Here is a 25,768-nt window from a genome sequence, read left to right as displayed (position 1 = left end):
AAGCAACAGTTATTCCTTTCTGAACAGGATTTCGCGTGAAGATTACTCTGGTGGGTGCAGGCGCAATTGGCAGCCTGTGGGCCGGTGCGCTGGCAAAGCAAGGCCATTCTCTGCACCTCTGGCGACGCCAGCCCGGCAGCACATACACACTGAACTGGCAAGGCAGTCATCTATCCTCAGCAGAAACATTCAGCTTTGACTGCAACCAGCCTCATCAACTGGCAGACAGTAATATCATCATCATCACCGTGAAAGCCTTTCAGGTTACAGATGCCGTCACAACCCTGCTGCCCTGGCTCAGCGCAGAAACACCGGTTGTCATCATGCATAACGGTATGGGAACAGAAGACGAGGTTCTGACACTGCTGCCGGATAACCCTGTGATATATGCCACGACCGCTCAGGCCGCATTTCGACCCGACCCGCACAGTGTCCGCCATACCGGCAATGGCCCAACGTATCTCGGAGGCGTAAACCGAGCTGGTCAGGAGTGTGCTGCGCTCGCTGAATTACTGCACGCGGCGCTTCCCCCTTGCCACTGGCAGACTGATATTCACGCCCCGCAATGGCAGAAGCTGGCGATCAACTGTGCCGTCAACCCACTGACAGCCATTCATCAATGCCGAAACGGTGACTTATCTGCCCCTTGTTATGCCGATGAACTGACCGCCATCTGTCAGGAAGTCTCCGCCGTCATGACGGCTGCGGGCTATCCGGTCACAACCGATGCACTCAGACAACAAGTGATCACCGTCATCAATGCCACCGCCACCAACTATTCTTCCATGCAGCAGGATGTCGCCCACCAGCGACCGACAGAAATTGATGCCATTACCGGCTTTCTGATCCAGCAGGCAAACCATTTTCAGATTGCCACACCAGTCAACACCCGACTGTGGCAGCAAATCAAAGACCTGGAGCAACACTATGGCTAACCCATCCCAATCCGCCGTTCAAACACCAAAAATCGCGATTTGTATCGCCCCCGGCAGTGAAGAAATGGAAGTGATCAATACGGCCGATATTCTGATCCGTGCCGGTATGCAGGTTACAATGGCCAGCGCCGCTGAAGACGGTTCACTCTCAGTGAAAGGTTCACGCGGGATCACCCTGACCGCAGACTGTCCGATGGTCGAGATTGTTGATGAGCCTTTCGACTGTGTCGTCCTGCCCGGCGGCCTGCCGGGTGCAGAATACCTGCGCGACAGCACCCTGGTGGTTGAATTTGTGAAGCAGCATAAATACGACGGGAAACTGGTCGCAGCTATCTGTGCCGCCCCTGTGGTGGTCCTGGAACATCATATGCTGTATCCGGAAGCCCTGATGACCGCGCACCCCGGCTTTGTTGAGCAAATTCCGGAAAACCGCCGCCGTGCCGGCCGTCGTGTTATGCATGATGTGAACAACAATCTGCTGACCAGTCAGGCTCCCGGCACATCGCAGGAATTTGCACTGGAAATCATTACGTTGCTGATGGGCAAATCCAAAACCGCCGAAGTCGCTGAACCCATGGTGATGTGGCCAAGCATGTGCTTTGACATCATCGGCGGTAAAGCCTGATCCCTGAGACACCAGACCGATTCCAGGACGGGTCAGACAAACAAAAAAAGCGAGATCCGGAGATCTCGCTTTTTTTTTTGTACGTTGTCTGTCACCGACCCAACCAGTTATGGGCGATAGACCTTCACGTTCTCGAAGCCGTTTTCTTTCAGATACAGCGCCTGCAAACGGCTCATGACACCGCGGGCACAGTACAGCAGATACGTCTTATCCTGCGGCAGATCACCAAACTGAGTCGCCAGTTTGTAGAATGGCAGGTGTTTCACTTCCACACCTTCAATTTCCAGCGGATTTTCATCTTCTTCATCCGGGCTGCGAATATCCAGCACCGTGCTGTTGCCATCAATCTGATCCACCAGCTCAATTTCCGGCGCCTGTGCCTGACTCTCTTTTTCAATATCACGGATATCGAGAATCCGGGCCTCGCTCACCACACGATCCAGCACCGCAAAATCAAACTTGGCTTCTTCCGCCTCCAGTTTTTCTTTCACGGCTTTCACAGTCGGACTCTTCGAGATCACACCGCAGAATTCAGGCATGGTCTTGGCGAAATCTTCTGTGCCGATATCACGCGCGACATTGATGATGTCTTCTTTGTCCCAGTTGATCAGCGGACGCAGGATCAGCGTATCAGTGACATTATCGATATGACGCAGGTTAGTCAGGGTCTGGCTGGACACCTGCCCCAATGCCTCTCCGGTCACCAGTGCCTGAATGCCAAAACGTTCCGCGACCTGACCGGCCGCACGCATGAACATACGCTTAAGCACCACGCCCATCTGGCCGTCGTCAATATTTTCCAGAATTTCAGCGACAACCGGTTCAAAATCGATGGCGATAAACTTCACCTTGGCCGAAGAACCGAATTTCTTCCACAGGAAGTGCGAGACCTGCTTCACGCCAATTTCGTGCGCCGGGCCACCAAGATTAAAGAAGCAGTAGTGAACCTTACTGCCGCGCTTGATATGCAGGTAACTCGACACACCCGAGTCGAAACCACCAGAAATCAGGCTCAGCACATCTTCCTGAGTTCCCAGCGGGAAACCACCCAAGCCTTTATGACGGGCCAGGATCTGATTCAGTTTTTCACCTTCGACTTCAATCTTCACCGTCACCTGCGGATTTTTCAGCTGAACTTTGGCCGTTTCAATCGCCTGATTCAGTCCACCGCCGACATAACGTTCCAGTTCAATTGAGGTGAAATCGTGCTGGCCAGTTCGTTTGGCGCGAACACAGAACGTTTTGCCGTTCAGCTGATCGCCCACATGGGCCAGTGTCTGCTCAAAGATATCGTGCATATCCGTGAAGCTGGTTTGCTTCACTTCCAGCACATGATGAATGCCCGGCGTCTGTGTCAGTACAGTCAGAACCTGCTCGCGAATGCTGTCATCCTTTACAGAAACATCGATATAGCTGCGACGATTATAGACCGCCACTTGATCGGACAGGCGCTGAAGGATAATGCGGATATTGCACTCCAGAATTTTGGTAAAGCGCTTTCGCACCGATTCACTCTTTACAAAAATCTCTGGATGGGGCTTTACAATAAATTTCATAACATGCTTCGCTTCACAGGGCCTAACTAAAGGCGCGGATTATACAGCAAGCAAGCGGTCGCTGAAATACAAAGGATTATCAGAATCATAGCAAGGACAGTCATTTTCAGCCCTGAAAAGGCTGAAAATACTGTCCCTGGAGGCCCGGAGCTGAACAGCCTCCGGCTCCTTATTCAGAGTGTAGGCTTAATTTGATGGGACGGCAGATTCCCCTGCCGGGTCACTGGTCAGTTCATTGGAGTAATGCGGTTTACCCTGCATGATGGCAATCTCAACCCTGCGGTTCAGCTTGCGCCCTTCCGCAGTATCATTACTTTCCAGTGGTGCTGTATCAGCCAGACCCTGCACCCGCATCCGGCTATGGTCAAAACCGGTCACTTTTTCCATTTCCTGCGCAACCGATACGGCTCGCTGCGCCGACAGATCCCAGTTAGAACGATACAGTTCTGAATCCAGACGCTGGTTATCGCTATGACCAGAGACCGTAATGATTCCCGGCACATCTTTGACCAGATCGGCCACCTGACGTACCAGCGGACGGAATTTCGGCTGCAAAAAGGCAGAGCCTTCCGGGAATGCGCCTTTCTCGCGGATGCGAATCACCACTTGCTGACCCAGATTTTCCACCTCAATCAGATTTTCCTGAATTTCCCGCTCCATTGCGGTTTCCAGAATATCGGCCAGCTGCTGCTGAGCCTGTGTCATTTCCGACTGCGTGTTCTGGTTCATCTGTGTCGCCGTATGCTCAGAGCGCCCCCCGGTCAATGTTCCGGCTTCACGCTTGGTACCACCGGCCTTTGCAGACTCCCCCTCATGAAAATCAAGTGTGCGCTGCGTCATATCGATCGTCTGCTGCATAATGACTTCAATCGGAGTCGGTTCTGGTCGGCCCGGGCGAAATTCCTGAGCAATGACACTGGTTCCTTTCGGAATATCTTTCACTTCCACCATATTCTGGACCCCGAAGGCAAACTTCAGGGAGCCAGCGATCTGTTTAAACTTCAGGACGTCCATTTCTGAAAAAGACAGCAACAGCACGAAAAAACACATCAACAGGGTCGCCAGATCGGCAAAGGTTGCCATCCAGGCCGGTGCCCCTTTTTTACAGTTGCACTCGATCTCTTCCATCAGGTACCTCCTTATTCATCAACGTCAATGCGACGCTGTTTTTCATGGAGGTAGTTTTTCAGGAAGCCATCAATCACACGCGGGTTCTGACCATCCTGAATTGCCAGCACACCATCAAGAATCAACCGGCGGTTCAGACGCTCCTCGTTTTTGCGCAACGACAGCTTATCCGCAATCGGAATCGCCACCATGTTTGCCAGCATAGAACCATATAAGGTCGTCAGCAGCGCAACCGCCATCGCTGGACCGATCGATTTCGGATCGTCCATATTGGTCAGCATCGCCACCAGACCGATCAGTGTCCCGATCATCCCCATCGCTGGTGCAACATCCCCCATTGAACTGAAGATACCAATGCCACGCTCATGACGTTCATTGGTCAGCGAAATGTCTTTCTGCAATGTTGAACGCACCACATCTGCATCGTGACCATCCACCAGCAGATCAATCCCTTTTCGCAGGAAGCTGTTATTGACTTCCATCTCTTCAAGCGCCAGAAAGCCCCCTTTACGGGCGGCATCAGCCATCTCAACGATCTTGGCAATCAAATCTTCCGGGTCGTCCGTTTTGAACATGAACGCCTTGGTCGCAATTTTGGCCGCGCCAAAAAACTGCGACAAACTGTACTTCATCAGAACAACAAATAAGGTTCCACAAAATACAATCAGAACCGAAGGCACATTAAAAAAGATATCCAGGCTTCCGCCCAGCAGCATCGCCATGATGACGAAAGCAAAGGCACCAATTAAACCTATGAGGGTTGCCAAATCCACGGCTCACTCCTATGTAATTTTTTTTCTTTCCGGCCAACTCGCACTGGCGCCATTCTAACTTACTCACCCTGTATCGGCATCTTTGGATTTTGGTTTAGCACGGATTCAACCTCGGTTTTGTGCTCTGCTGGGAAAAAAAACACATTCCTTCGATGAGCCTGGGCTGCCGCCCTTGAAATCTGGGACTGCATTTCCAGCCGACAAACTGAAAACCACAAAAATAACACTGTAATGCGCACACTTCCCTGTGCCATAATTTGACCCGGCCTGACCTGTGCGCTATTTTCCCCTCATTTTCCGAGCGTGCATCTGACAACGCTCTCAACCCAATCAACGGACCAGATATGACAACCAAAAAACCAGAAAATATGGCCTTCGAAGAAGCCATGAATGAACTCGATGTCATTGTCAACGCGCTGGAATCCGGTGAAATCCCTTTAGAAGACGCGCTGAAAAAATTCGAGCGCGGAATTGCCCTGGCACGAAACAGCCAGCAGAAACTGACCCAGGCTGAACAGCGTGTCGAAATTCTGCTACAGGCTGATGACAATGCGCCACTGACGGACTTTGACCCGAGCGATGACTAACAGTCTTTCCCAACAGCTGGCCTGCTTTGCGGCCCGTAATAATGAACACTTAGAACACTGGCTGACCCGGCAGCCGTTTGCCGAACTGCCACTGGTTCAGGCCATGCGCCATGGGGCTTTGCTGGGCGGCAAACGTGCCCGCCCTTTTCTGACCTATGTCACCGGACAAATGCTGGGCGCCGAACTGAATGATCTGGATGCTCCGGCAGCTGCTGTAGAATGTATCCATGCCTATTCTCTGATCCATGACGACTTACCGGCCATGGACGATGATGACCTGCGACGCGGTCAACCGACCTGTCATATCGCCTTTGATGAAGCGACAGCGATTTTGGCCGGAGACGCCCTGCAAACCCTGGCGTTTGAAATTCTGGCCTGCGGACAGCTGAGCGATGCGGGCAACAGCCAGCGCATTGCTATGGTTCGCGAACTGGCTCAGGCGGCCGGCGCCTCTGGGATGTGTGCCGGACAGGCACTGGATTTAGCCGCAGAGAAAAAGCAGGTCGGGTTAACCCAACTGGAAAGCATTCACCGCCATAAAACCGGCGCACTGATCCGCTGTGCCATCCGTCTGGGCGCACTGGCAGCCGGAGAAAAAGGCGTTGCCATCCTGCCGCAACTCGATCAATATGCCAATGCGATTGGCCTGGCTTTTCAGGTTCAGGACGACATTCTGGACGTGATCAGCGACACTCAGACACTGGGGAAACCCCAAGGCTCAGATTTAGCACTGGAGAAAAGCACTTATCCTGCCCTGCTCGGACTGGATGGTGCACAGAAAAAAGCACAGCAGCTGTATCAGGAAGCCCTCCAGGCTCTGGAAGCAATCCCCTACAATACAGATTCACTCGAAGTTTTTGCCCGATACGTTATCGAGCGCAACAACTAAAAACAGTATAAGCGCCGACATGTTATGACACTGGATATTTCAAAGTACCCGCATTTGGCTTTAGCCAACACACCGGACGAACTCCGTTTACTGCCGGTGGAAAGTCTGCCTGCACTCTGTGAGGAGTTGCGGACGTATCTGCTCAGATCGGTGAGCCAGTCCAGTGGACATTTTGCCTCTGGACTCGGTGCCGTTGAGCTGACCGTTGCCCTACATTATGTATACAACACCCCCTTTGATCATCTGATCTGGGATGTCGGTCATCAGGCTTATCCGCATAAAATCCTGACCGGCCGGCGGGAGCAAATGAACACCATCCGCCAGAAAGGTGGCCTGCATCCATTCCCATGGCGTGAAGAAAGTGAATACGACGTGCTGTCGGTTGGCCACTCTTCCACCTCTATCAGTGCCGGACTGGGCATGGCGATTGCCGCCGAGCGGGAAGGACAAGGCCGTAAAGTCGTCAGTGTGATTGGCGATGGCGCAATTACTGCGGGCATGGCGTTTGAAGCCATGAATCATGCCGGTGATGTTCACAGCGATATGCTGGTGATCCTCAACGACAACGAAATGTCGATTTCAGAAAATGTTGGCGCGCTGAATAACCACCTGGCGCGTCTGCTGTCTGGCAACTTTTACGCCAGCATTCGTGAAGGCGGGAAGAAAGTCCTCTCTGGTGCACCACCGATTAAAGAACTGGTTCGCCGCGCAGAAGAACATCTCAAAGGCATGGTCGTCCCGGGCACCATGTTTGAAGAACTGGGATTCAACTACATCGGCCCGATTGACGGCCATGATGTTCAGGAACTGGCTCGCACCCTGAAAAACATGCGAAACCTCAAAGGCCCGCAGTTCCTCCACATCATGACCAAAAAAGGTAAAGGTTATGCACCCGCAGAAGCCGACCCGATCAATTACCATGCCGTGCCGAAGTTCGATCTGAGCGAAAAACCGCTGCCAAAAGCCAAAGGCAGCAAGCCAACGTTTTCGAACATTTTCGGCGACTGGCTCTGTGATATGGCCGCTCAGGACAGCAAACTGATGGCGATTACGCCGGCCATGCGCGAAGGCTCAGGCATGGTTCGTTTTTCCAAAGAGTACCCAAATCAGTATTTTGATGTGGCGATTGCCGAGCAGCACGCCGTGACGCTGGCAAGCGGGATGGCGATTGGCGGGTATCACCCGGTCGTTGCCATCTACTCGACTTTCCTGCAGCGTGGTTATGATCAGTTGATCCACGACGTTGCAATTATGGATCTGCCGGTCATGTTTGCCATTGACCGTGGCGGTCTGGTCGGTGCCGATGGTCAGACCCATCAGGGTGCCTTTGACCTCAGCTACCTGCGCTGTATTCCGAACATGGTGATCATGGCTCCGAGCGATGAAAACGAATGTCGTCAGATGCTCTATACCGGCCATCTGCATCAGGGACCAAGCGCCGTGCGTTATCCACGTGGCAGCGCAACCGGCGTCACCCCTGAAACAACCATGACCGCCCTTGAACTGGGTAAAGGGATTGTGCGTCGTCAGGGCGAGAACGTTGCCATACTGAACTTCGGAACGACCCTGAGCTACGCACTGGAAGCGGCCGAGTCACTGAATGCAACCGTGGCCGACATGCGTTTCGTGAAACCGCTGGATGAAGCACTGATCCGTGAACTGGCAGAAAGTCATGATGTGCTGGTCACCGTGGAAGAAAATGCGATTGCCGGTGGCGCAGGCTCAGGTGTCATTGAATATCTGATGCAAGAAAAGCTGCTCAAGCCAGTCCTGCAAATCGGTCTGCCAGACAAATTTATCCATCAGGGCACTCAGGCTGAGCTACATGCCGAGCTGGAGATCGACGGCCCGGGTATCGAAGCACAAATCCGCCAATATCTGGACAAATAATCTCTGACCGGCCTGCATGGCAGATGGTCAACACACAGAAAACAAAAACGGACCGGGTCACCAACCGGTCCGTTTTTTCTGTCGCTGAGACCGCCTCAGACTCAGAACCAGCGTTCCAGAGACGCCTTGTCCAACTGTTTGAACGCCCGGTTCAGCACCATGGCTAACTCCAGATAGCGAGGGCGCTCTTTCAGCGGCTGCATCGCATACCCTTCACTCAGAATCTTCCCGTGAATTTCCCTGTACCAGTTCGCCAGAGAGGGCGGTAAATCTGTCCGGCTGCGTTTGCCCAGCCACAAGAGTCCTTGCAATGGCATACTCAACGCAAATAACGCAACGGCCATCGCCAAAGGCAGGCCAGAGGTATTGTGAAAGGCCATCTGACTGAGCACACTCATCACCGCAACAGCAGGCATCACGCGCACGGCAAATTTCGTGGCTTTGATATAGCGCTGTTCAGGAAATAATACGGCCAGCTCTTTGCGCATGGGCCATACCGACATGTAGTGCTGGCCATGTTGGACCTGCTTCCAGATTTTTGTCTGATTCATATCGCTCCAGTCTCAACAAATTTTATAAACTTTAAAAATAGACAACAATCAATCTAACTCGAATTAATTTTTAAAAATTTTTTTGTTATATCGCGCAACAAGGGCTATCCTATGCACGCCTTTGGTAATTGTTGGCCGATAACCCCGTTATCGCAACATTAAGGATAACTAACTCCTCAGGTTCACATCTCTTCTACGGACAGAAGCGACACTTACCTGGTTTAGCCGCCTCAGAAAACCCGGCGACTATTCTATGGGTAACGCTTATTCAATTGAATATCAACTTTCAGACAGATTATATAGGTAGTCACTCACATGTCTAAGCTGGTTCTAGTACTTAACTGCGGTAGTTCTTCACTGAAATTTGCAGTCGTTGACGCAGTGTCAGGTGATGAACATCTGACAGGTCTTGCAGAATGTTTGCACCTCCCGGAAGCTCGTATCAAGTGGAAACTTGATGGCGCCAAACATGAAGCTCAACTGGGCAATGGTGCCGCGCACGAAGAAGCACTGGCTTTCATGGTAGAAACAATTCTGGCTTCTAAACCTGAACTGGCTGAAAACCTGAAAGCAATCGGTCACCGTGTTGTACACGGTGGTGAGCAGTTCACTCAGTCTGCCCTGATTGATGACGCTGTCCTGAAAGGTATTGAGTCTTGTGCAACGCTGGCGCCACTGCACAACCCTGCGCACATCATCGGTATCAAAGCCGCTCAGAAAGCGTTCCCAAGCCTGAAAAACGTTGCTGTGTTCGATACAGCATTCCACCAGACCATGCCGGAAGAAGCTTACCTGTACGCACTGCCGTACAAGCTGTACAAAGAGCACGGCATCCGTCGCTACGGCATGCACGGTACCTCTCACCTGTTCATCACCCGTGAAACAGCAAGCCGCATGGGCAAGCCAGAGAGTGAACTGAACATCATCAACTGCCATCTGGGTAACGGCGCATCTGTCTGTGCAATCAAAAATGGCCAGTCTGTAGATACTTCTATGGGTCTGACACCGCTGGAAGGTCTGGTGATGGGTACCCGTTGTGGTGACATCGACCCTGCGATCATCTTCCACCTGCACGACACGCTGGGCTACACCGTTGATCAGATCAACACCATGCTGACCAAAGAGTCTGGCCTGGCAGGTCTGACTGAAGTGACTTCTGACTGCCGTTTTGTTGAAGACAACTACGGCCAGAAAGAAGAAGCAACCCGTGCAATGGACGTATTCTGTCACCGTCTGGCGAAATACGTTGCCAGCTACACGGCAACACTGGATGGCAAACTGGATGCCATCACGTTCACCGGTGGTATTGGTGAAAACTCTGCACCAATCCGCGAAATGGTCCTGAACCGCCTGAAGATCTTCGGTATCGAAGTAGACAGCGAGAAGAACCTGAAAGCACGTTTCGGCGGCGAAGGTGTGATTACCACCGACAACAGCCGCATCCCAGCGATGGTGATTTCAACCAATGAAGAGCTGGTGATTGCTGAAGATACAGCGCGTCTGGCTGAAATCTAAGACATCAAATGGCCGACTCTGTCGGCCATTTTCTATCCAGAAAGATGATAAGCAGAGGGTGACCATATAATCCATCTGCCAACATTTTCTACCGTTTGCCATCAGTTTGAGGAATTGACTGTGTCACGTACCATTATGCTAATTCCGGTTGGTGCCGGAGTCGGCCTGACCAGCGTCAGCCTGGGTGTGCTGCGCGCTATGGAGCGCAAAGGCGTTCGTGTTTCCTTTTTCAAACCTATCGCTCAGCCACGTCATGGCGGCGATCAGCCGGACCTGACCACCACCATTATCCGTGCGAACAGCGACATGCAAATCGCCGAGCCAGTTTCTATGGCACAGGCCGATGCGCTGATTCGTAACGACCAGAGCGACGTGCTGCTGGAAGACATCGTAGCCCGCTTCAAAGAAGCGACCGCTGGTGCTGAAGTTGCCCTGATCGAAGGTCTGGTCCCAACCCGCAAGCACCCGTTTGCGAACCAGATTAACTTCGAAATTGCCAAAACCCTGGATGCGGAAATCGTGTTCGCGGTTTCACCGGGCACAGACAACCCGGCTCAGCTGAAAGAGCGCATTGAGATTGCCTGCTCGAACTTCGGCGGCATCAAGAACAAACACATCGCTGGCGTGATCGTGAACAAGCTGAATGCACCAGTCGATGCAGAAGGCCGCACCCGTCCGGACCTGTCTGAAATCTTCGACGGTTCTGACGCAATCATGCCAACACACGTTGAAGTGATGCAGGTTTTCAACTCCAGCCCGATCCGTGTGCTGGGCTGCGCGCCATTCAACGCTGAACTGATCGCGACCCGTGCAACCGACATCGCACATCACCTGAATGCTGAGATCATCAACGAAGGTGAAATCGAGAGCCGTCGCATCAAGAGCATTACCTTCTGTGCCCGTTCAATTCCGAACATGGTTCAGCACTTCCGTCCCGGCTCACTGCTGGTGACGTCTGCTGACCGTCCGGATGTTGTGGTTGCTGCTTGTCTGGCTGCCATGAACGGTGTAGAAATCGGTGCCCTGCTGCTGACCGGTGGCTACGAGCTGCCAGAAGCCGTGAAGACCCTGTGTAAGCGCGCATTCGAAACCGGCCTGCCGGTCATGACTGCCCAGGGGAACACCTGGCAGACTTCCCTGAACCTGCAAAGCTTCAGCCTGGAAGTTCCGGCAGACGATAAAGAGCGTGTGGAAATGGTCAACGAGTACATGGCCAGTCATATCGACGGTCAGTGGATCGAATCCCTGTCTGAAGGTTCTGCCCGTGAGCGTCGCCTGAGCCCACCAGCTTTCCGTTACCAGCTGACTGAGCTGGCTCGTAAAGCGGCTAAGCGCATCGTATTGCCTGAAGGGGATGAACCCCGTACCGTGAAAGCCGCAGCAATCTGTGCTGAGCGCGGTATCGCTGACTGTGTCCTGCTGGGTAACCCGGCTGAAATCAAACGTGTTGCAGAACAGCAAGGCGTGGTTCTGGGTGCCGGTGTTGAAATCATCGATCCGGAAAGCGTACGCGAGCAATATGTTGACCGTCTGGTTGCGCTGCGTAAGAACAAAGGCATGACTGAAGTTGTTGCCCGCGAGCAGCTGGAAGACACTGTGGTGCTGGGTACCATGATGCTGGAGCGTGACGAAGTCCACGGTCTGGTTTCCGGTGCAGTTCACACCACAGCCAACACCATCCGTCCGCCGCTGCAGCTGATCAAAACTGCGCCAAACGCGTCGCTGGTTTCTTCCGTGTTCTTCATGCTGCTGCCGGATCAGGTTCTGGTTTACGGTGACTGTGCGATCAACCCGGATCCGAACGCAGAGCAACTGGCTGAAATCGCCATTCAGTCTGCTGATTCTGCCAAAGCCTTCGGCATTGAGCCTCGCGTGGCCATGATCTCTTACTCAACCGGTAACTCCGGTCAGGGTGCAGACGTTGATAAAGTTCGCGAAGCAACCCGCCTCGCTCAGGAAAAACGTCCTGATCTGGTGATCGACGGTCCGTTGCAGTACGACGCTGCGATCATGGAAAACGTTGCGAAATCAAAAGCACCGAACTCGCCGGTCGCAGGTAAAGCAACGGTATTCGTGTTCCCAGATCTGAACACAGGTAACACCACGTACAAAGCGGTTCAGCGTTCAGCGGATCTGGTTTCAATCGGTCCAATGCTGCAAGGCATGCGCAAACCGGTAAACGACCTGTCTCGTGGTGCGCTGGTTGACGATATCGTCTACACCATCGCCCTGACCGCAATTCAGGCCAAACAGGCTGAAGATCAAGGCGCTTAAGTCTTTATCTGAACTCAGATATCCAGATACCCCGGCCTGTCCGGGGTATTTTTTTATCTGCGACTTCCTTTCCCCCTTTCTCCCTTTTCCCTTTGCCTCATCAGGCAAAATCCGTATGCTGTCGTCTCTTGAACAATAAGGATTCCTGCAACATCCATGGACGGATTGCATACTTTCGGGCTTTTCATTGGATCTTTGCTGGCCAATACACTGGCTTCGCTTTCCGGCGGTGGTGCCGGGCTGATTCAGTTTCCGCTCCTCATTTTTCTGGGCCTCCCCTTTTCTGTTGCCTTAGCAACCCATAAAGTGGCCAGTGTCGCACTGGGGCTGGGGGCCGCAATCAAATATATTCGGGCCGGCAAGCTGAACAGGTCGATGACCGCCTATGTCATGATTGCCGGAACCCTGGGGGTGATTCTGGGTGCCAATGCCATTCTTTTTGTACCGGGTCGCATCGCCGAAGCCGCACTGGGGTTGCTGATCCTCGGTCTGGGGCTGTATTCTCTTTACCAGCCCGGTCTGGGAAAAGCTGAGAATTCACGCCGACGCGATCACAAAGGACTGATGCTCGGCAGTTTGGGACTGGCAGCCATCGGTATCGTCAACGGCTCTCTGACCGCTGGCAGCGGCCTGTTCGTCACCCTCTTTCTGATCCGCTGGTTCGGGTATGACTACCGGCAGGCTGTCGCACTGACGCTGATCAGTGTCGGTCTGTTCTGGAATGGCACCGGTGCTGTTGCTATGTATGCTGCCGGGGCGGACATTTACTGGCCCTGGCTGCCCATTCTGATTGCCGGTTCGTTACTGGGGGGTTATCTGGGCGCGCACCTTGCGGGTCGCCAGAGCAACCGGCTGATTAAACGCTGCTTTGAAGCCCTGACCTTCCTGATTGGGGCAAAACTTTTGTTCGGTCTTTGATGAGGTGATTTATGTCTGACAACACACAAGCGACGGCTACCAAAGCCGTGATTGATATCTATTACTGCCGCCAGTGTAACTGGATGCTCCGGGCGAGCTGGATGTGTCAGGAACTGCTGCACACTTTTAGTGAAGAACTCGAAGCGGTCAGTCTGCATCCGGATACCGGCGGGCGGTTTGAAATTCTTTGTAACGGCGTTCGTATCTGGGATCGCAAAACTGACGGCGGATTTCCGGATGCCAAGCACTTAAAACAGCGGGTTCGGGACATCTTAGATCCCACGCGAGATCTGGGGCATGTGGACCGGTAAACCGACCACCCTCGAATTTAAAAAAGCGCGATCGACTTCAATCCTGATAAAGATGAAAAGCAGAGATCCCGCTAACTATTGATTATAATTTACACAAAACAAGGATAAATCATCACAAAGCACAGGGGAAAGTCGATGAAGATACTGATCACCGGTGGCACCGGATTTATTGGCAAGGCATTGCTCCCGCATCTGAATCATGATCAGGTCACTGTTCTCAGTCGATCTCCCAACCGTGCGTATCAACGCTTAGGTCACCATATCAAGGTCATCACCGGTCTGGATAAACTGGACACGCTGGACGAGTTTGATGTGGTCATCAATCTGGCAGGCGAACCCATTGCCGATAAACGCTGGACAGACAAACAAAAAGAAGAAATCTGCCACAGCCGCTGGCAACTCACCCAGCAACTGGCAGGAAAAATGATGGCCGGCACCACACCACCGCATACCTTCATCAGCGGCTCTGCTGTAGGCTACTACGGCAATCAGCAACACGAAGCTTTCGACGAATCCCTCGACGTTCAGCGGGATGATTTCGCCCATACGGTCTGCCGAACCTGGGAAGAAGCGGCATTAGTGGCTCAGTCTGAGCAGACACGTGTCTGTCTGCTGCGTACCGGCATTGTGCTGGGCAAAGGCGGCGGTGCACTGGCAAAACTGGTTCCGCTCTACAAAATGGGGCTGGGTGGCCCCATCGGGAGCGGGGAACAGTATTTCCCCTGGATTCATTTGCAGGACATGGTGAAAGGCATCATGTTCCTGATCCACCACAAAGCGGCTCAGGGGCCATTTAATCTCACTGCCCCCAACCCGGTCACCAATAAAGAATTCAGCCAGACACTGGCCAAAGTCCTGCACCGTCCGCACATCATGAGCACACCGGAATGGCTGCTCCGATTCGGGATGGGCGAATCGGCCCAAATGCTGCTCGACAGCCAGCGGGCGTTGCCCGCTAAACTGGAAGCGCATGGTTTTCACTTCTGCTACCCCGAGCTGGAGCGGGCTCTGAAAAGTGCACTGAACGAGCCGGAAAGCCGGGTCACTCGGGTGGAATAACCCGGCATATCTGTGCCTCTGCCCCAGTTGCTGAGCGCCATTCGGGTAACACCAAGCGAATAGCACCAGTTGCTGCTCACAGACTGACAGCCGCCACTTATCGACCTAAACCACTTATCGACCTAAGGGGCGCAGTAACTGCTTCATCATGCTGCTGATGATCAACAAAATCAGCAGCACAGACAACAGGGGCAAAACCAACCACAAACCGGGATGCCAGGTCACCGGCAGCTCGAAGCCCCACTTGATCAACGCAGCCACCAGCGCTTCCGCCCCAAAGACGGCAATCCCCCCTGCCAGCACAGCCATCAAGCCATATTCGCTCCAGATGGTTGCCCGAATCCGTTGCCGGCTGGCCCCCAGCGTCCGGTAGAGCTTAATTTCCTGCTGACGCTGCGACAGACTGAGACGCAGTAAAGTCAGTACCAGCAACAACCCGCTGCACACCCCCAGCATCGCCAGCACGGACAGCGACAGAGAAACCTGCTGTAAAATAGCCTGAATCCGGGTCGCCATAGTTCTCAGATCCAGCAAGGTGACGGTTGGATAGTCTCGTCCCAGCTGATTCACCAGCTCACTCTGATCCGCCGCAACTCTGAAGCTCACCAGCCAGGTTGCCGGCAGATTGACCATCACATCCGGGGTGAAAATAAAGAAAAAGTTGGGCCGCATATTCCGCCATTCCACCTCCCGCAGACTGGTCACTGTCGCGGAAAATGGCTGACTGTTTACAGTGAAACCCAGTGTGTCACCCAGCTTTATGCCTAACCGTTCCGCCACACCGGTTTCAACCGACACGCCTCCGGGAGCAAGGTGCCACTCCCCGGCCACCAGCGTGTTATGCACCGGTATCGTTTCCCGCCAAGTAAAATTCAGCTCCCGGCGCAGGGACTCATCCCCTTCCTGACGCTCATCCTGCTGAACCTCTGTTGCGGTCGTTTCCGCTCTCGGGTTGACCCCGTTAATCGACACCAGACGCCCCCGCACAATGGGATAACTGTCTGAACGCATCAGCCCATTCCTGTCCAATACATCCAGATACGCCTGCTGCTCGGTCGGACTGATATTGAGGGCGAAAACATTCGGTGCATCCGGCGGCAGGGTTTGCTGCCAGTCTTCCAGCAAATCAGTTCGCAGCAACCAGATCACGGCCAGCAGCATCAGCGAGCTGGTCAGTGCTGCCAACTGAGCCCCGGTCACCAGCGGGCTGCGGCCAATACGACTTAACGCCAGCGTCATGGCAGCCCCCCAGCGACGACGCCGCAGTCCGGCGACCAGCAGCAAGCCCAACCCGGCTAAAACACCCAGCAGTCCGATCAGCCCAGCCAGCGTCAGCCACATCATCGGGTTATCCCCGACCCAGAGCAAAAGCGCGGTGAGTGGAATCAACACCAACAGATATCGCGCTGCTGAGGTCGTCGCCAACATGCCCTTTTGCATCACGGCCAGTGCCGGGGCATCCAGCAGACGCCACAGAGTTATCCCCATGCCGGGAATCGCGACCAAAACGGCCACCAGCAGACTGACGATCCAAGGCATCACGCCCATGTCCGGCAGCGGCTCAGGTAGAACATCCCGTAATGGCAGACGCAGCAGCCACTCCAGTATCCCGCCCAGACTGAGTCCCGCGACGGCCGCAATGACAAAAAGTAACCCGAGCTGCCGCGCCAGCCATCGCCACAGGAAGCTTTTGCGTGCCCCCAGACTTTTCATCATGGCCACCGTCTCTGTCCGGCTGGCCGTGTAATGCATGCAGGTCAGCACCAGCGTGGCTGTTGCCATCAGGATCACCAGAATCAGCGTCAGTGACAGATACTGCTGCACCCGCTCGATCATCTCGCCGGTTCGTCCTTGCGTCGTTTCACTGATCCAGCGCTGGTCCGGACTCAGAACCACATCCGCCTGAAGTTGCTTCAGCAGCGCGTCATCACCATTGAAATATGCCCGGTAACGCACCCGACTGCCGGGCTGGATGGCTTCCGTTGCAGCCAGATCCGATTCATGGATCAGCACAGCCGGCATCTGACTGAAGGGGTTAAATGACAGCTCCGGTTCCGAAACGATCGCGCCGGAGACCGTCAGCTCAGCATTCCCTATCGCCACCGAATCCCCGGTTTTCACCTCAAGCAGTGAAAACAAACGTTCCGACAGCCACAGCTCACCCGGCTTGACTTGTTGCTGAGTCTGGCTGCCTCCCCGAAGCACCAGTTCCCCCCGCAGCGGAAAATCACTGGCGACCGACTTCACGCTGACCAGCTGCATGGCCTGATCACTGAAGGCCATGGTGCCGAAGCTGGTCTGTTGCGTCACTGTCAGACCCAGTTGCCTGGCTTCTTGCAAAACCGTCTCTGAGACCGGGTTGGCCGAACGCAGTACCAGATCTGCCGCGATCATACTGCGTCCCTGGCTGATCATGATTTTCTCAACCCGCACCACCAGCGATGCCAGTGCAAAGACACAGGCGATGATCAACGTCAGTGCGACAGCCACCGGCCAGAGCTGTCCCTGCCATAATTCCCGCCAGCTCCACCGAAGCAGCAGAGACTGGCCTTTCTGTCTGATCGGAATCTGACTTTCACTCATCTCTGTCATGCCGCCTCCACACGTCCGCCATGAATGCGAACCACACGATCACAGCGTTCCGCCAGTTGAGGATCATGCGTCACCAGCACCAATGTGGTGCCGTGATCCCGGTTGAGCGCAAAGAGTAAATCGATCACAGTGGCCGCTGTGTGCTGATCCAGATTGCCCGTCGGCTCATCCGCAAACAGCACCTGAGGCGCAGTCATAAACGCTCGGGCCAACGCCACGCGCTGTTGCTCGCCCCCAGACAGTTGTGAAGGCAAATGTGTTTCCCGACCCTGTAAGCCAACCTCACGCAGCAACTCGGCAGCACGCGCCGTATCGCCGCTTTCCCCCTTGATAATGGCAGGCAGGGTCACGTTCTCCAAAGCCGTCAGCGACGGGATCAGCAGAAAGCTCTGAAACACAAATCCCACGGCCTCACTGCGCAATGCCGCACGGGATTCATCATCCATGGCCGACAACATTTGCCCCAGTAATTCAATCTCACCACAGCTGGGAACATCCAACCCGGCCAGCAAAGTCATCAGGGTCGATTTACCCGCGCCGGAAACCCCAACCAAAGCAATACTTTCGCCCCGCTCGACCTCCAGCGAAACATCCTGCAGAATAGTCAAAGTCGTGGTGGCTGTGGTCACCTGTTTGGAAACTGATTGCGCTTTTATCACGGATGTAGACATGATGCGGATCCTTGCACTCTTATTACTTGTGATGACCCCAGTCAGCAGTATTGCTGCAACGCTGATGGTCTTTGGAGACAGCCTGAGCGCCGGGTATCAGATGCGTGCCGAGCAAAGCTGGCCACACCTGATGGAGCCGATGCTCAATGGCAGCGGTCAGAAAATGAAAGTGGTCAACGCCAGTATTTCCGGTGATACCACAGGAAATGGACTGGCCCGACTGCCAAAGTTACTGAAACAACATGCACCAGATTACGTCATTATTGAACTGGGTGCGAATGACGGCTTACGAGGTTTTCCCCCAGCGACGGTAGAAAAGAACCTCATGGCAATCATTGATCTTATTTATAATAGCGGGGCTGAACCGCTGCTGATGCAAATCCGCATTCCTCCGAATTACGGCAAACGCTATACCCGTCAATTTGAAGCCATCTACCCGAAACTCAGCCAGGACTACGATCTCCCGTTGCTGCCCTTTTTCCTGGAACAAGTGATCCTGCGTGATGGATGGATGATGGAAGATGGCCTGCATCCCAAAGCAGAAGCGCAGCCTTGGATTGCGCAATTCATGACAAATGCCATTGCCCCTTTTTTGTAAGCAGATTTTTCAATCCCTGACTTTCACGAATGCTAAATAAGGACTCAAATGACAACCGCCATTCTTATTACCGGTTGCAGCAGCGGTATCGGATACCACTGTGCTCAATCGCTCCATCAAGCTGGTTATCTGGTCGTTGCCAGCTGCCGGCAGCAAGCAGATGTGGACCGTCTGCGCAATGAAGGACTGCACTGCGTTCAACTGGATCTTGCCGATAACGCTTCTATCGAACAGGGACTCACCGAAACGCTGGCAATCACCGGCGGGCGATTAGATGTGCTGTTCAATAACGGGGCCTACGGCCAGCCGGGCGCACTGGAAGATTTACCGACGGATGCGCTGCGCGAACAGTTCGAAACCAACCTGTTTGGCTGGCACTCCCTGACTCGGGCTGTGATCCCGGTGATGCTCAGACAAGGCAACGGAAAGATTGTTCAGAACAGCTCTGTGCTGGGGCTGGTCGCCATGAAATACCGCGGTGCCTACAATGCCAGTAAATTCGCACTCGAGGGCTATACTGACACCCTGCGGCTTGAACTGGCCAATACGCCGATACAGGTCAGCCTGATCGAACCCGGTCCGATTGAAAGCCAGTTCCGGGCCAATGCCAAACGTCAGTTTGAGGCTCACATTGATATGGCCGCTTCCCGCCATGCCCAGAATTATCAGAATACGCTGGATCGGCTTGGCAAACCGTCGCCGTCCAACAAGTTTACCCTGACACCGGAAGCTGTCCTGAAACCGATGCAAATGATCCTCGACAGCGACACACCGGCGGCGCGCTATTATGTCACCCAGCCGACTTACATTTTCGGATTTTTACGCCGTCTTCTGCCAGTCCGCTGGCTGGACAAGATTTTGATCAAAAGCGATTAACATCTACGCAGACTGATGAAAGTTTGATCCTGATCCGAATGTGAGAAATCTCGCACCGGAATGCCTGTTTTTTCATCAGATGTCATCAATGTGTCATCTGAGCCATCTAGGATTCTGGGTAAGTTGGTCCTTACCTGTTGTGATAGGTAATCCAGCGATCCCCCTAAACAAACAGTGCTACATTTCGGAGGAATCGGCATGACATTACGCCAGATAAATGCGCTCTGTCTCTGTGTCGCAATTGCTCTGCTTCTGACCTTTCAACTGTAACGGAGAGCCAGGCTCTCCGTTTTTTTCATCTGAACCCGCCCGACGCCGCTTTATTCACCCTTTTCCCTTGATTTTCCTGCCAATCAGCCCAACATCTGAATCATACTTATTCAACGATCACGGAAAGCCCGGTATGAACGACAAATTAGCGATTGAACTGAACGAATCCAATCTGCATCAGGTGATTGAGCAGTCCATGCAACAGCTGGTGGTGATCAGTTTCTGGGCACCGTCCATGCCTGAAACGGCAGAAGTTAACGCTGTTCTGGAACGGCTGGCTGCCCAGCTTCCGGGACAATTTTTGCTGGCGACGCTGAACTGTGAAACGCAGCAAATGGTCGCGGCACAGTTTGGTGTCCGCAGCCTGCCAACGGTTGCCCTGTTCAGCAATGGTCAGCCAGTCGATGGCGCTGCCGGTCCGCAAAACGAAGACAGCCTGCGTCAGATGCTAAGCAAGCACCTGCCGAACGAAGATGAAATCAAACTGAGCCAGGCCATTGAACTGATTCACCAGCAAGCCTATAACGAAGCGCTGCCTGTATTACGTGAACTGATGACCAGCCTGCCGGGCAATAGTCAGGTGTTCCTGGCAGCCGCAGAATGTCTGCTGGAAACATCCCAGTTTGATGAAGCAGAAACCTTGCTGGGTCAGATTCCGATGCAGGATCAGGATAGCGATTACAAACGCTTGGTTGCCAAGCTGGAACTGCATCGTCAGGCCAGTGATTCCCCGGAAATCCGCCAACTGGAAGAGAAGCTGGCCGCAGATCCAGACAATGGGCAACTCGCCTATGAACTGGCCATCCAGTACAGTCAGGCAAATCGTCAGCAGGAAGCCCTGGAGATCCTGATGGGTCTGCTGCGCAAAGATCTAAACTTTGCTGATGGCAACGCCAAAAAAACCATGATGGATATTCTGGCGGCGCTGGGTCAGGGCAACGCACTGGCCAGCCAGTACCGTCGTCAGCTTTACGCACTGTTGTACTGATACATGCCCACCGCAGGCAAACCAAACTGCCTGCGGTCACAACAAGTTATGATTGACTGAGCTTAGGTTGACGAACATTAGCCTTCCAGAACTTAAGCTTCGGTCCCCCCTTTGGTCAGCGCATCAATGATTGGACAACCCGGCTGATTGTTTCCCGGGCACTGACTGATCAAACTCTGCAAACTCTGCTTCATCGCCAGCAATTCCTGGATTTGGTGATCAATCTCCGCCAGTTTATGCTCGGCTTTTGCTTTTACATCGGCACTTTTTCGCTCCGGATCGCGCGACAATGACAATAATTCCCGACTTTCTTCCAGACTGAATCCCACCAGCCGTGATCGCTTAATCATCAGCAGTTCATTCACCTGTTTCTGGCTGTAGCGGCGGTAACCATTCTCGCCACGCAAAGGTTCGCTGATCATTCCCTTACTCTCGTAGAAGCGGATGGTTTTATTGGTTAATCCCGTCTGTTTAGCCACTTCACTGATGTTCATCTGCTCCTCCTGAAAAAACGCACTTGACCTTCCATTAACTGGAAGCTTTATGATCAGCATATACCACATCAATGGCGTTGAGGAAGCCCATGACCATTTCAACAAGCATACCGGCCCGTATGGATATGACGCTGCCGCTTGGCAAAGTCCGCTGTATGAATTGTGCCGGAAAAATTACTCAGGCCTTACAGGCACTGGATGGCATAGACACCGTCGCGGTCGATACGCAATACGCTCGCCTTTCAGGTCAGGTGGATCTGGCGAAAGTCATCGAGACCATCGAAAGTCTTGGATACGAAGCTGGCTATCAGCATGACCTGCCTTTGGCGGGGCTGTCTTGCGGTAAATGTGTTGCCAAGCTCGAAGCCGTCTTCGCAGCGGATCCCCGAATTGCCCGCTTTGACGTCAGTAAAACCCGCGCTGTCGTGCGGGGCGCATTAGACGTAGCTGCACTAACTACATTGATCCAGTCTGCCGGATATCAGGTGCCGTCGCAGTCAGAACAGACTGATGAGCAAGCATCTCCAGCATCCTCATCAAGCTCAGCCACAGCACCTCTTACAGAGAACACGGCCACCGTCGCCCCAATCGACAATCCGCTCGAAACCGACGCAGACAGCCACTACTTTCTGATTTCCGGCATGACCTGTGCCAGCTGTGTGTCTTCTGTCGAAAAAGCCATTCAGCAGGTTGATGCGGTCACTGCGGTCAGTGTCAATTTGGCCGAACGCACCGCGCTGGTTCAGGGTGACATCGATCCTGAGTCCGTGATCCACGCCGTTTCTGATGCCGGATACGGGGCAGAATTGAGCGAAGACGAGCGTACCCGTCGTGAGCGTCAGCAGGCGCAGAACAAAACCGTCTACCGTCAACACCTGCTCAACGCCGGGCTGGCACTGGCACTGGGTATCCCCCTGATGGCCTGGGGGCTCTTTGGCGGCAGCATGATGATCGACTCCACCACCAGCCAATGGGGCTGGGGCATCATCGGTCTGCTGACACTCGCCCTGCTGGTGTACAGTGGCGGACACTATTTCCGGGATGCCTGGAAAGCCTTCCGCCACCACAGAGCCAGTATGGATACTCTGGTCGCACTGGGCACGGGGGCGGCATGGTTTTATTCGATGTTTGTCGTCCTGAAACCCGAATGGTTCCCGGCGCAGGCCCGTCATGTCTATTTTGAAGCCTCAGCGATGATTCTGGGTCTGATCACCTTAGGCCATGCGTTGGAAACCAGAGCCAGAGGACGGACTTCAAAAGCCCTTGAGAAACTAATCGACCTGCAGCCACAAACCGCCATTCTGGTGGATGATCAAGGCGAGCGCGAAGTACCACTCGCTGAAATCAAACCCGGCATGAAGCTCAGGCTCCGCCCCGGTGCAAAAGTACCAGTCGATGGTGTGATTGAAACCGGTGAAAGCTATCTGGATGAGTCGATGCTGACCGGTGAGCCGGTGCCGGCCCATAAAAAACCAGGCGATGCGCTCCATGCCGGCACCATCAACCAAAGCGGCAGCCTGCTGTTTATCGCCCGTCAGGTTGGGAATCAGACACTGCTGGCACGGATCATCGGGCTGGTGCGTCAGGCCCAGAGCAGTAAACCGAAACTGGCCCGGATGGCTGATAGTATCTCGGCTATTTTCGTACCGACAGTGATGATTATTGCGATTGTCACCGCCACCATCTGGTATTACGTCGGCCCGGAACCGGTCTCGATTTATATGCTGGTGGCTGCGACGACCGTGCTGATTATCGCCTGTCCCTGTGCCCTCGGACTGGCAACCCCGATGTCAGTGACGGTCGGGCTGGGCCGTGCTGCAGAATACGGCATCCTGATCCGCCACGCCGATGCCATGCAGCTGGCAGCCAATATCGATACCGTCGTACTGGATAAAACCGGAACCCTGACCGAAGGGAAACCGGTTCTGACACACAGTCACTTCTATGGCGATTTTACCGAAGATCAGGTGCTGACACTGGCCGCCAGCCTGGAACAAGGGGCTGAGCACCCACTTGCGAAGGCGATTGTGGCCGCAGCACAAGCGCAATCTCTGCCCCTGAAACCGCTCAGCCAGTTTCACGCACAGCCGGGCTATGGCGTCAGTGGTCAGGTTGAGACACACAATATTCTGCTTGGCAACCGTGCCCTGATGACAAAAGAAGGCATCAACACCGCCAGCCAGGAAGCTGATGCACTCACCCTGTCTGATGACGGTGCCACCGCCATCTTCGTCGCCATTGACGGACAACTTGCCGCCATTCTGGGCATCAGTGATCCCCTGCGTGCAGACTCTGCCGCGGCTGTGGCCAGACTTCAGGCAAAAGGCATTGAGGTCATCATGTTAACCGGTGATACCGAACGGACAGCCAGTGCGATTGCCCGTCAGGCTGGGATCAACAAGGTCATTGCCGGCGTATTACCGGATGGCAAATCACAAGAAGTCCGCCAACTACAACAATCAGGCAAGCATGTCGCCATGGTAGGCGATGGCATTAACGATGCGCCAGCGCTGGCGCAGGCCGAAATCGGGATTGCCATGGGCAGCGGCAGTGATGTCGCAATTGAAAGTGCTCAACTGACACTGGTACGACACTCGCTGCACGGGGTCGCAGATGCACTGGAACTATCTTCCGCCACACTGCGGAACATGAAGCAGAATCTGTTCGGTGCATTTGTCTATAACACGCTGGGGATTCCGCTGGCCGCTGGGATTCTTTATCCGTTTACCGGCAGCCTGCTCAGTCCGGTCATTGCCGGTGCGGCCATGGCGCTGTCGTCCATCACGGTCGTCAGTAATGCTAACCGACTGCGGCTGTTCCGTCCGGGCAGTTCACAGGTTCAAACATCTCAAACGAAATCAGGAGGCCTGAGATGATGCTCTTACTGGCAGCCCTGGCCATTGGGTTTATTATCTGGTGGTTCTGGCTTCACCCGAAACGGTAAACCTGCTGCGGCTGGACATTCTCGCCAGCCGCTTTTTCTGAAGCGTAAAACTTGCCTGCCTCATACGAATTCCATAGGCTGTTTACAACTGCCGATCGATGGAATAACCATGTTCAAATCTCTGCTCACCAAAGCAAGCATCCTTCTGACTTTTTTCAGTGCCAGTGCCTCAGCCGAGCCTCAGGTCTGGCTTGCCACAGATCACCAACGGCAGTTTGTGCTGATGGGCTCGATTCATCTGGGCAATGATGCACTCTATCCACTACCAACAGCATTTACTCGCTACTGGCCGGAAGCAAATGGGCTGATTCTGGAAGCAAATATTCAGAAAAAATTTGAGATGCCTGCCTTTGATGCAGCCAATACCACACGCCATCTGCTTCCCCCGAAAGATATCCGCACGCTCAGAACGCTGGCCGACCAGTACCGGCTGTCGCCCTATTCACTCCTTGAAAACCCGCCCTGGCTGACCGCCATGCAACTTCAAATGGCCCAGTCACTGGCATTCGGCCTTTCTCCGGAAAAAGGTATCGATCAGGTCGTCTTTGCTCAGGCTCAACAGAAGCACGTTCCTGTTTACGAACTGGAAGGCATAGAAACGCAGTTCCGGCTACTGAGCAATCTGCCAGACCATGGCCTGAACCTGCTGCAAACAACACTGAATGAATGGCTTTTACTGGAAGATGAACTGCGTTGCCTGCTGAAAGCGTGGCAGCAAGGCAATGGAACTGTACTGACGGAGCTGAGCCATCAGATCGCCCTGTCTGATGACACAGAGCAGCATCTGCTCACCCGCAGAAATCAGGCCTGGGCCAGCCAGCTGACCCGTTCTCCACAATATCAAAAGGGGACATTTCTGGTCGTTGTCGGCGCTTATCACATGATCGGAGAGGATGGCCTGCCAGCACTGCTGAAACAGCAAGGTTTCAACGTCCGGCAACTCAACGGCTCACAGCCGGCACAATGTGAACCAGCATCTCTGCAACGAGCAAACACTTCAGAAAATTCAGGAACAAAAAAAACCGTTCAATGAACTGTCTCTTGATCACATCTTAGAGGTCAAGAAACTTGAGAAGGTTGGATAACCACTTCCCGTTCACTTCTGTCATCCCACTTACTTCTGTCATCACGCTTCCTTTCTGTCATCCCCGCGCAGGCGGGGATCCAGTGACTTTAGAGATAGAACTGCACGGAAAATGGGGGACAAAATGAATCCGGTTGATTGCTTTCATCCCGTGCTCTGTGGATTCCCGCCTGCGCAGGAATGACGATAATTAGTTGATTTTAAATGAAAAAACATCAGTTTTTATCGAAGGGTTTATGT

At 53.7% G+C, this 25,768-nt stretch carries 22 protein-coding genes; 15 read left to right on the top strand and 7 right to left on the bottom strand.

The window, feature by feature from the left end; all coding sequences use genetic code 11:
* Positions 1-35: 35 nt before the first annotated feature.
* Together panE and EA58_RS01790 are read left to right on the top strand one after the other, a co-directional pair.
* On the top strand, positions 36-935 hold the full coding sequence (gene panE, locus EA58_RS01795) for a 2-dehydropantoate 2-reductase (RefSeq protein ID WP_036748299.1): 900 nt from the start codon (positions 36-38) through the stop codon (positions 933-935).
* Positions 928-1,560 carry a DJ-1 family glyoxalase III gene (locus EA58_RS01790; protein WP_036748297.1) on the top strand — a complete coding sequence of 211 codons (633 nt, stop codon included), beginning with the start codon at positions 928-930 and terminating at the stop codon, positions 1,558-1,560. Before panE ends, EA58_RS01790 begins: the two co-directional genes overlap by 8 nt.
* Before the next feature lie 107 nt (positions 1,561-1,667).
* Here the strand turns inward: EA58_RS01790 and thiI are convergent, their stop codons facing one another.
* The 3 genes from thiI to pomA all read right to left on the bottom strand — a co-directional run bounded on the left by thiI (position 1,668) and on the right by pomA (position 5,017).
* Positions 1,668-3,116, bottom strand: coding sequence for a tRNA uracil 4-sulfurtransferase ThiI (thiI, locus tag EA58_RS01785; protein WP_036748295.1), 1,449 nt, complete (start codon positions 3,114-3,116; stop codon positions 1,668-1,670).
* A gap of 186 nt (positions 3,117-3,302) precedes the next feature.
* Complete coding sequence (locus EA58_RS01780) at positions 3,303-4,244, bottom strand: flagellar motor protein MotB (RefSeq protein ID WP_036748293.1); 942 nt, start codon at positions 4,242-4,244, stop codon at positions 3,303-3,305.
* An 11-nt stretch (positions 4,245-4,255) separates the two neighbouring features.
* Complete coding sequence (pomA, locus tag EA58_RS01775; protein WP_036748290.1) at positions 4,256-5,017, bottom strand: flagellar motor protein PomA; 762 nt, start codon at positions 5,015-5,017, stop codon at positions 4,256-4,258.
* Between the two features lie 344 nt (positions 5,018-5,361).
* Between pomA and xseB the strand changes: the two genes are divergently transcribed.
* Genes xseB through dxs form a run of 3 tightly spaced genes read left to right on the top strand, consistent with a single transcriptional unit; the run spans position 5,362 to position 8,383 of the window.
* A complete protein-coding gene (gene xseB / locus EA58_RS01770) occupies positions 5,362-5,604 on the top strand; it encodes an exodeoxyribonuclease VII small subunit (RefSeq protein WP_036748288.1) in 243 nt (80 codons plus the stop codon).
* Complete coding sequence (gene ispA / locus EA58_RS01765) at positions 5,597-6,493, top strand: (2E,6E)-farnesyl diphosphate synthase (protein WP_036748286.1); 897 nt, start codon at positions 5,597-5,599, stop codon at positions 6,491-6,493. Before xseB ends, ispA begins: the two co-directional genes overlap by 8 nt.
* Positions 6,494-6,517: 24 nt before the next feature.
* On the top strand, positions 6,518-8,383 hold the full coding sequence (gene dxs / locus EA58_RS01760) for a 1-deoxy-D-xylulose-5-phosphate synthase (RefSeq protein WP_036748285.1): 1,866 nt from the start codon (positions 6,518-6,520) through the stop codon (positions 8,381-8,383).
* Between the two features lie 101 nt (positions 8,384-8,484).
* On the opposite strand, the gene yfbV is transcribed toward dxs, so the two are convergent.
* Entirely contained in the window at positions 8,485-8,934 is a 450-nt protein-coding gene (gene yfbV / locus EA58_RS01755; protein ID WP_036748282.1) for a terminus macrodomain insulation protein YfbV, read from the bottom strand.
* Between the two features lie 315 nt (positions 8,935-9,249).
* On the opposite strand from yfbV, the gene EA58_RS01750 reads away from it, so the two are divergent.
* The 5 genes from EA58_RS01750 to EA58_RS01730 all read left to right on the top strand — a co-directional run bounded on the left by EA58_RS01750 (position 9,250) and on the right by EA58_RS01730 (position 15,011).
* Positions 9,250-10,449, top strand: coding sequence for an acetate kinase (locus tag EA58_RS01750; RefSeq protein ID WP_036748279.1), 1,200 nt, complete (start codon positions 9,250-9,252; stop codon positions 10,447-10,449).
* 120 nt (positions 10,450-10,569) lie between these two features.
* Positions 10,570-12,723, top strand: a complete 2,154-nt coding sequence (gene pta, locus EA58_RS01745; RefSeq protein WP_081819527.1) for a phosphate acetyltransferase — start codon at positions 10,570-10,572, stop codon at positions 12,721-12,723.
* A 156-nt stretch (positions 12,724-12,879) separates the two neighbouring features.
* Complete coding sequence (locus EA58_RS01740; RefSeq protein WP_036748273.1) at positions 12,880-13,641, top strand: sulfite exporter TauE/SafE family protein; 762 nt, start codon at positions 12,880-12,882, stop codon at positions 13,639-13,641.
* 11 nt (positions 13,642-13,652) lie between these two features.
* A complete protein-coding gene (locus EA58_RS01735; protein WP_036748270.1) occupies positions 13,653-13,952 on the top strand; it encodes an Rdx family protein in 300 nt (99 codons plus the stop codon).
* A 135-nt stretch (positions 13,953-14,087) separates the two neighbouring features.
* The gene (locus EA58_RS01730; protein ID WP_036748267.1) at positions 14,088-15,011 is read left to right on the top strand and encodes a TIGR01777 family oxidoreductase; all 924 of its coding nucleotides are present in this window, start codon (positions 14,088-14,090) and stop codon (positions 15,009-15,011) included.
* 114 nt (positions 15,012-15,125) lie between these two features.
* On the opposite strand, the gene EA58_RS01725 is transcribed toward EA58_RS01730, so the two are convergent.
* Together EA58_RS01725 and EA58_RS01720 are read right to left on the bottom strand one after the other, a co-directional pair.
* Positions 15,126-17,603 (bottom strand): ABC transporter permease, encoded by a 2,478-nt coding sequence (locus tag EA58_RS01725; RefSeq protein WP_036748264.1) that lies wholly within the window; start codon positions 17,601-17,603, stop codon positions 15,126-15,128.
* Positions 17,600-18,274: an ABC transporter ATP-binding protein gene (locus EA58_RS01720; protein WP_036748261.1), complete on the bottom strand. Its 675-nt coding sequence runs from the start codon at positions 18,272-18,274 to the stop codon at positions 17,600-17,602. The genes EA58_RS01725 and EA58_RS01720 overlap by 4 nt, the downstream gene beginning before the upstream one ends.
* Here EA58_RS01720 and tesA point away from each other — a divergent pair.
* The 3 genes from tesA (at position 18,273) to EA58_RS01705 (ending at position 21,006) form a co-directional block, all read left to right on the top strand.
* On the top strand, positions 18,273-18,872 hold the full coding sequence (gene tesA, locus EA58_RS01715; RefSeq protein WP_036748258.1) for a multifunctional acyl-CoA thioesterase I/protease I/lysophospholipase L1: 600 nt from the start codon (positions 18,273-18,275) through the stop codon (positions 18,870-18,872). The two genes, EA58_RS01720 and tesA, sit on opposite strands and share 2 nt — an antisense overlap.
* A gap of 48 nt (positions 18,873-18,920) precedes the next feature.
* Positions 18,921-19,748 (top strand): SDR family oxidoreductase, encoded by an 828-nt coding sequence (locus EA58_RS01710; RefSeq protein WP_036748256.1) that lies wholly within the window; start codon positions 18,921-18,923, stop codon positions 19,746-19,748.
* 403 nt (positions 19,749-20,151) lie between these two features.
* Positions 20,152-21,006, top strand: coding sequence for a co-chaperone YbbN (locus EA58_RS01705; RefSeq protein ID WP_036748253.1), 855 nt, complete (start codon positions 20,152-20,154; stop codon positions 21,004-21,006).
* A 92-nt stretch (positions 21,007-21,098) separates the two neighbouring features.
* Here EA58_RS01705 and cueR read toward each other — a convergent pair whose 3' ends face one another.
* Positions 21,099-21,500, bottom strand: a complete 402-nt coding sequence (gene cueR / locus EA58_RS01700; protein ID WP_036748251.1) for a Cu(I)-responsive transcriptional regulator — start codon at positions 21,498-21,500, stop codon at positions 21,099-21,101.
* Between the two features lie 89 nt (positions 21,501-21,589).
* On the opposite strand from cueR, the gene EA58_RS01695 reads away from it, so the two are divergent.
* Complete coding sequence (locus EA58_RS01695) at positions 21,590-24,376, top strand: cation transporter (protein WP_235199526.1); 2,787 nt, start codon at positions 21,590-21,592, stop codon at positions 24,374-24,376.
* Between the two features lie 177 nt (positions 24,377-24,553).
* Entirely contained in the window at positions 24,554-25,477 is a 924-nt protein-coding gene (locus EA58_RS01690; protein WP_051641844.1) for a TraB/GumN family protein, read from the top strand.
* Positions 25,478-25,768 lie beyond the last annotated feature (291 nt).

It is taken from the genome of Photobacterium galatheae (assembly GCF_000695255.1).
Lineage (GTDB): Bacteria > Pseudomonadota > Gammaproteobacteria > Enterobacterales > Vibrionaceae > Photobacterium > Photobacterium galatheae.
The sequence above is the reverse complement of the archived record's forward strand: the minus strand, read 5'-3'. Positions and strand labels throughout refer to the sequence as shown.

Coding starts and splice junctions, on each gene's coding strand:
- EA58_RS01790 (WP_036748297.1), top strand. CDS start 928: ATGGCTAACCCATCCCAATCCGCCGTTCAAACACCAAAAATCGCGATT.
- thiI (WP_036748295.1), bottom strand. CDS start 3,116: ATGAAATTTATTGTAAAGCCCCATCCAGAGATTTTTGTAAAGAGTGAA.
- EA58_RS01780 (WP_036748293.1), bottom strand. CDS start 4,244: ATGGAAGAGATCGAGTGCAACTGTAAAAAAGGGGCACCGGCCTGGATG.
- xseB (WP_036748288.1), top strand. CDS start 5,362: ATGACAACCAAAAAACCAGAAAATATGGCCTTCGAAGAAGCCATGAAT.
- ispA (WP_036748286.1), top strand. CDS start 5,597: ATGACTAACAGTCTTTCCCAACAGCTGGCCTGCTTTGCGGCCCGTAAT.
- dxs (WP_036748285.1), top strand. CDS start 6,518: ATGACACTGGATATTTCAAAGTACCCGCATTTGGCTTTAGCCAACACA.
- yfbV (WP_036748282.1), bottom strand. CDS start 8,934: ATGAATCAGACAAAAATCTGGAAGCAGGTCCAACATGGCCAGCACTAC.
- EA58_RS01750 (WP_036748279.1), top strand. CDS start 9,250: ATGTCTAAGCTGGTTCTAGTACTTAACTGCGGTAGTTCTTCACTGAAA.
- EA58_RS01740 (WP_036748273.1), top strand. CDS start 12,880: ATGGACGGATTGCATACTTTCGGGCTTTTCATTGGATCTTTGCTGGCC.
- EA58_RS01735 (WP_036748270.1), top strand. CDS start 13,653: ATGTCTGACAACACACAAGCGACGGCTACCAAAGCCGTGATTGATATC.
- EA58_RS01730 (WP_036748267.1), top strand. CDS start 14,088: ATGAAGATACTGATCACCGGTGGCACCGGATTTATTGGCAAGGCATTG.
- EA58_RS01725 (WP_036748264.1), bottom strand. CDS start 17,603: ATGACAGAGATGAGTGAAAGTCAGATTCCGATCAGACAGAAAGGCCAG.
- tesA (WP_036748258.1), top strand. CDS start 18,273: ATGATGCGGATCCTTGCACTCTTATTACTTGTGATGACCCCAGTCAGC.
- EA58_RS01720 (WP_036748261.1), bottom strand. CDS start 18,274: ATGTCTACATCCGTGATAAAAGCGCAATCAGTTTCCAAACAGGTGACC.
- EA58_RS01710 (WP_036748256.1), top strand. CDS start 18,921: ATGACAACCGCCATTCTTATTACCGGTTGCAGCAGCGGTATCGGATAC.
- EA58_RS01705 (WP_036748253.1), top strand. CDS start 20,152: ATGAACGACAAATTAGCGATTGAACTGAACGAATCCAATCTGCATCAG.
- cueR (WP_036748251.1), bottom strand. CDS start 21,500: ATGAACATCAGTGAAGTGGCTAAACAGACGGGATTAACCAATAAAACC.
- EA58_RS01695 (WP_235199526.1), top strand. CDS start 21,590: ATGACCATTTCAACAAGCATACCGGCCCGTATGGATATGACGCTGCCG.
- EA58_RS01690 (WP_051641844.1), top strand. CDS start 24,554: ATGTTCAAATCTCTGCTCACCAAAGCAAGCATCCTTCTGACTTTTTTC.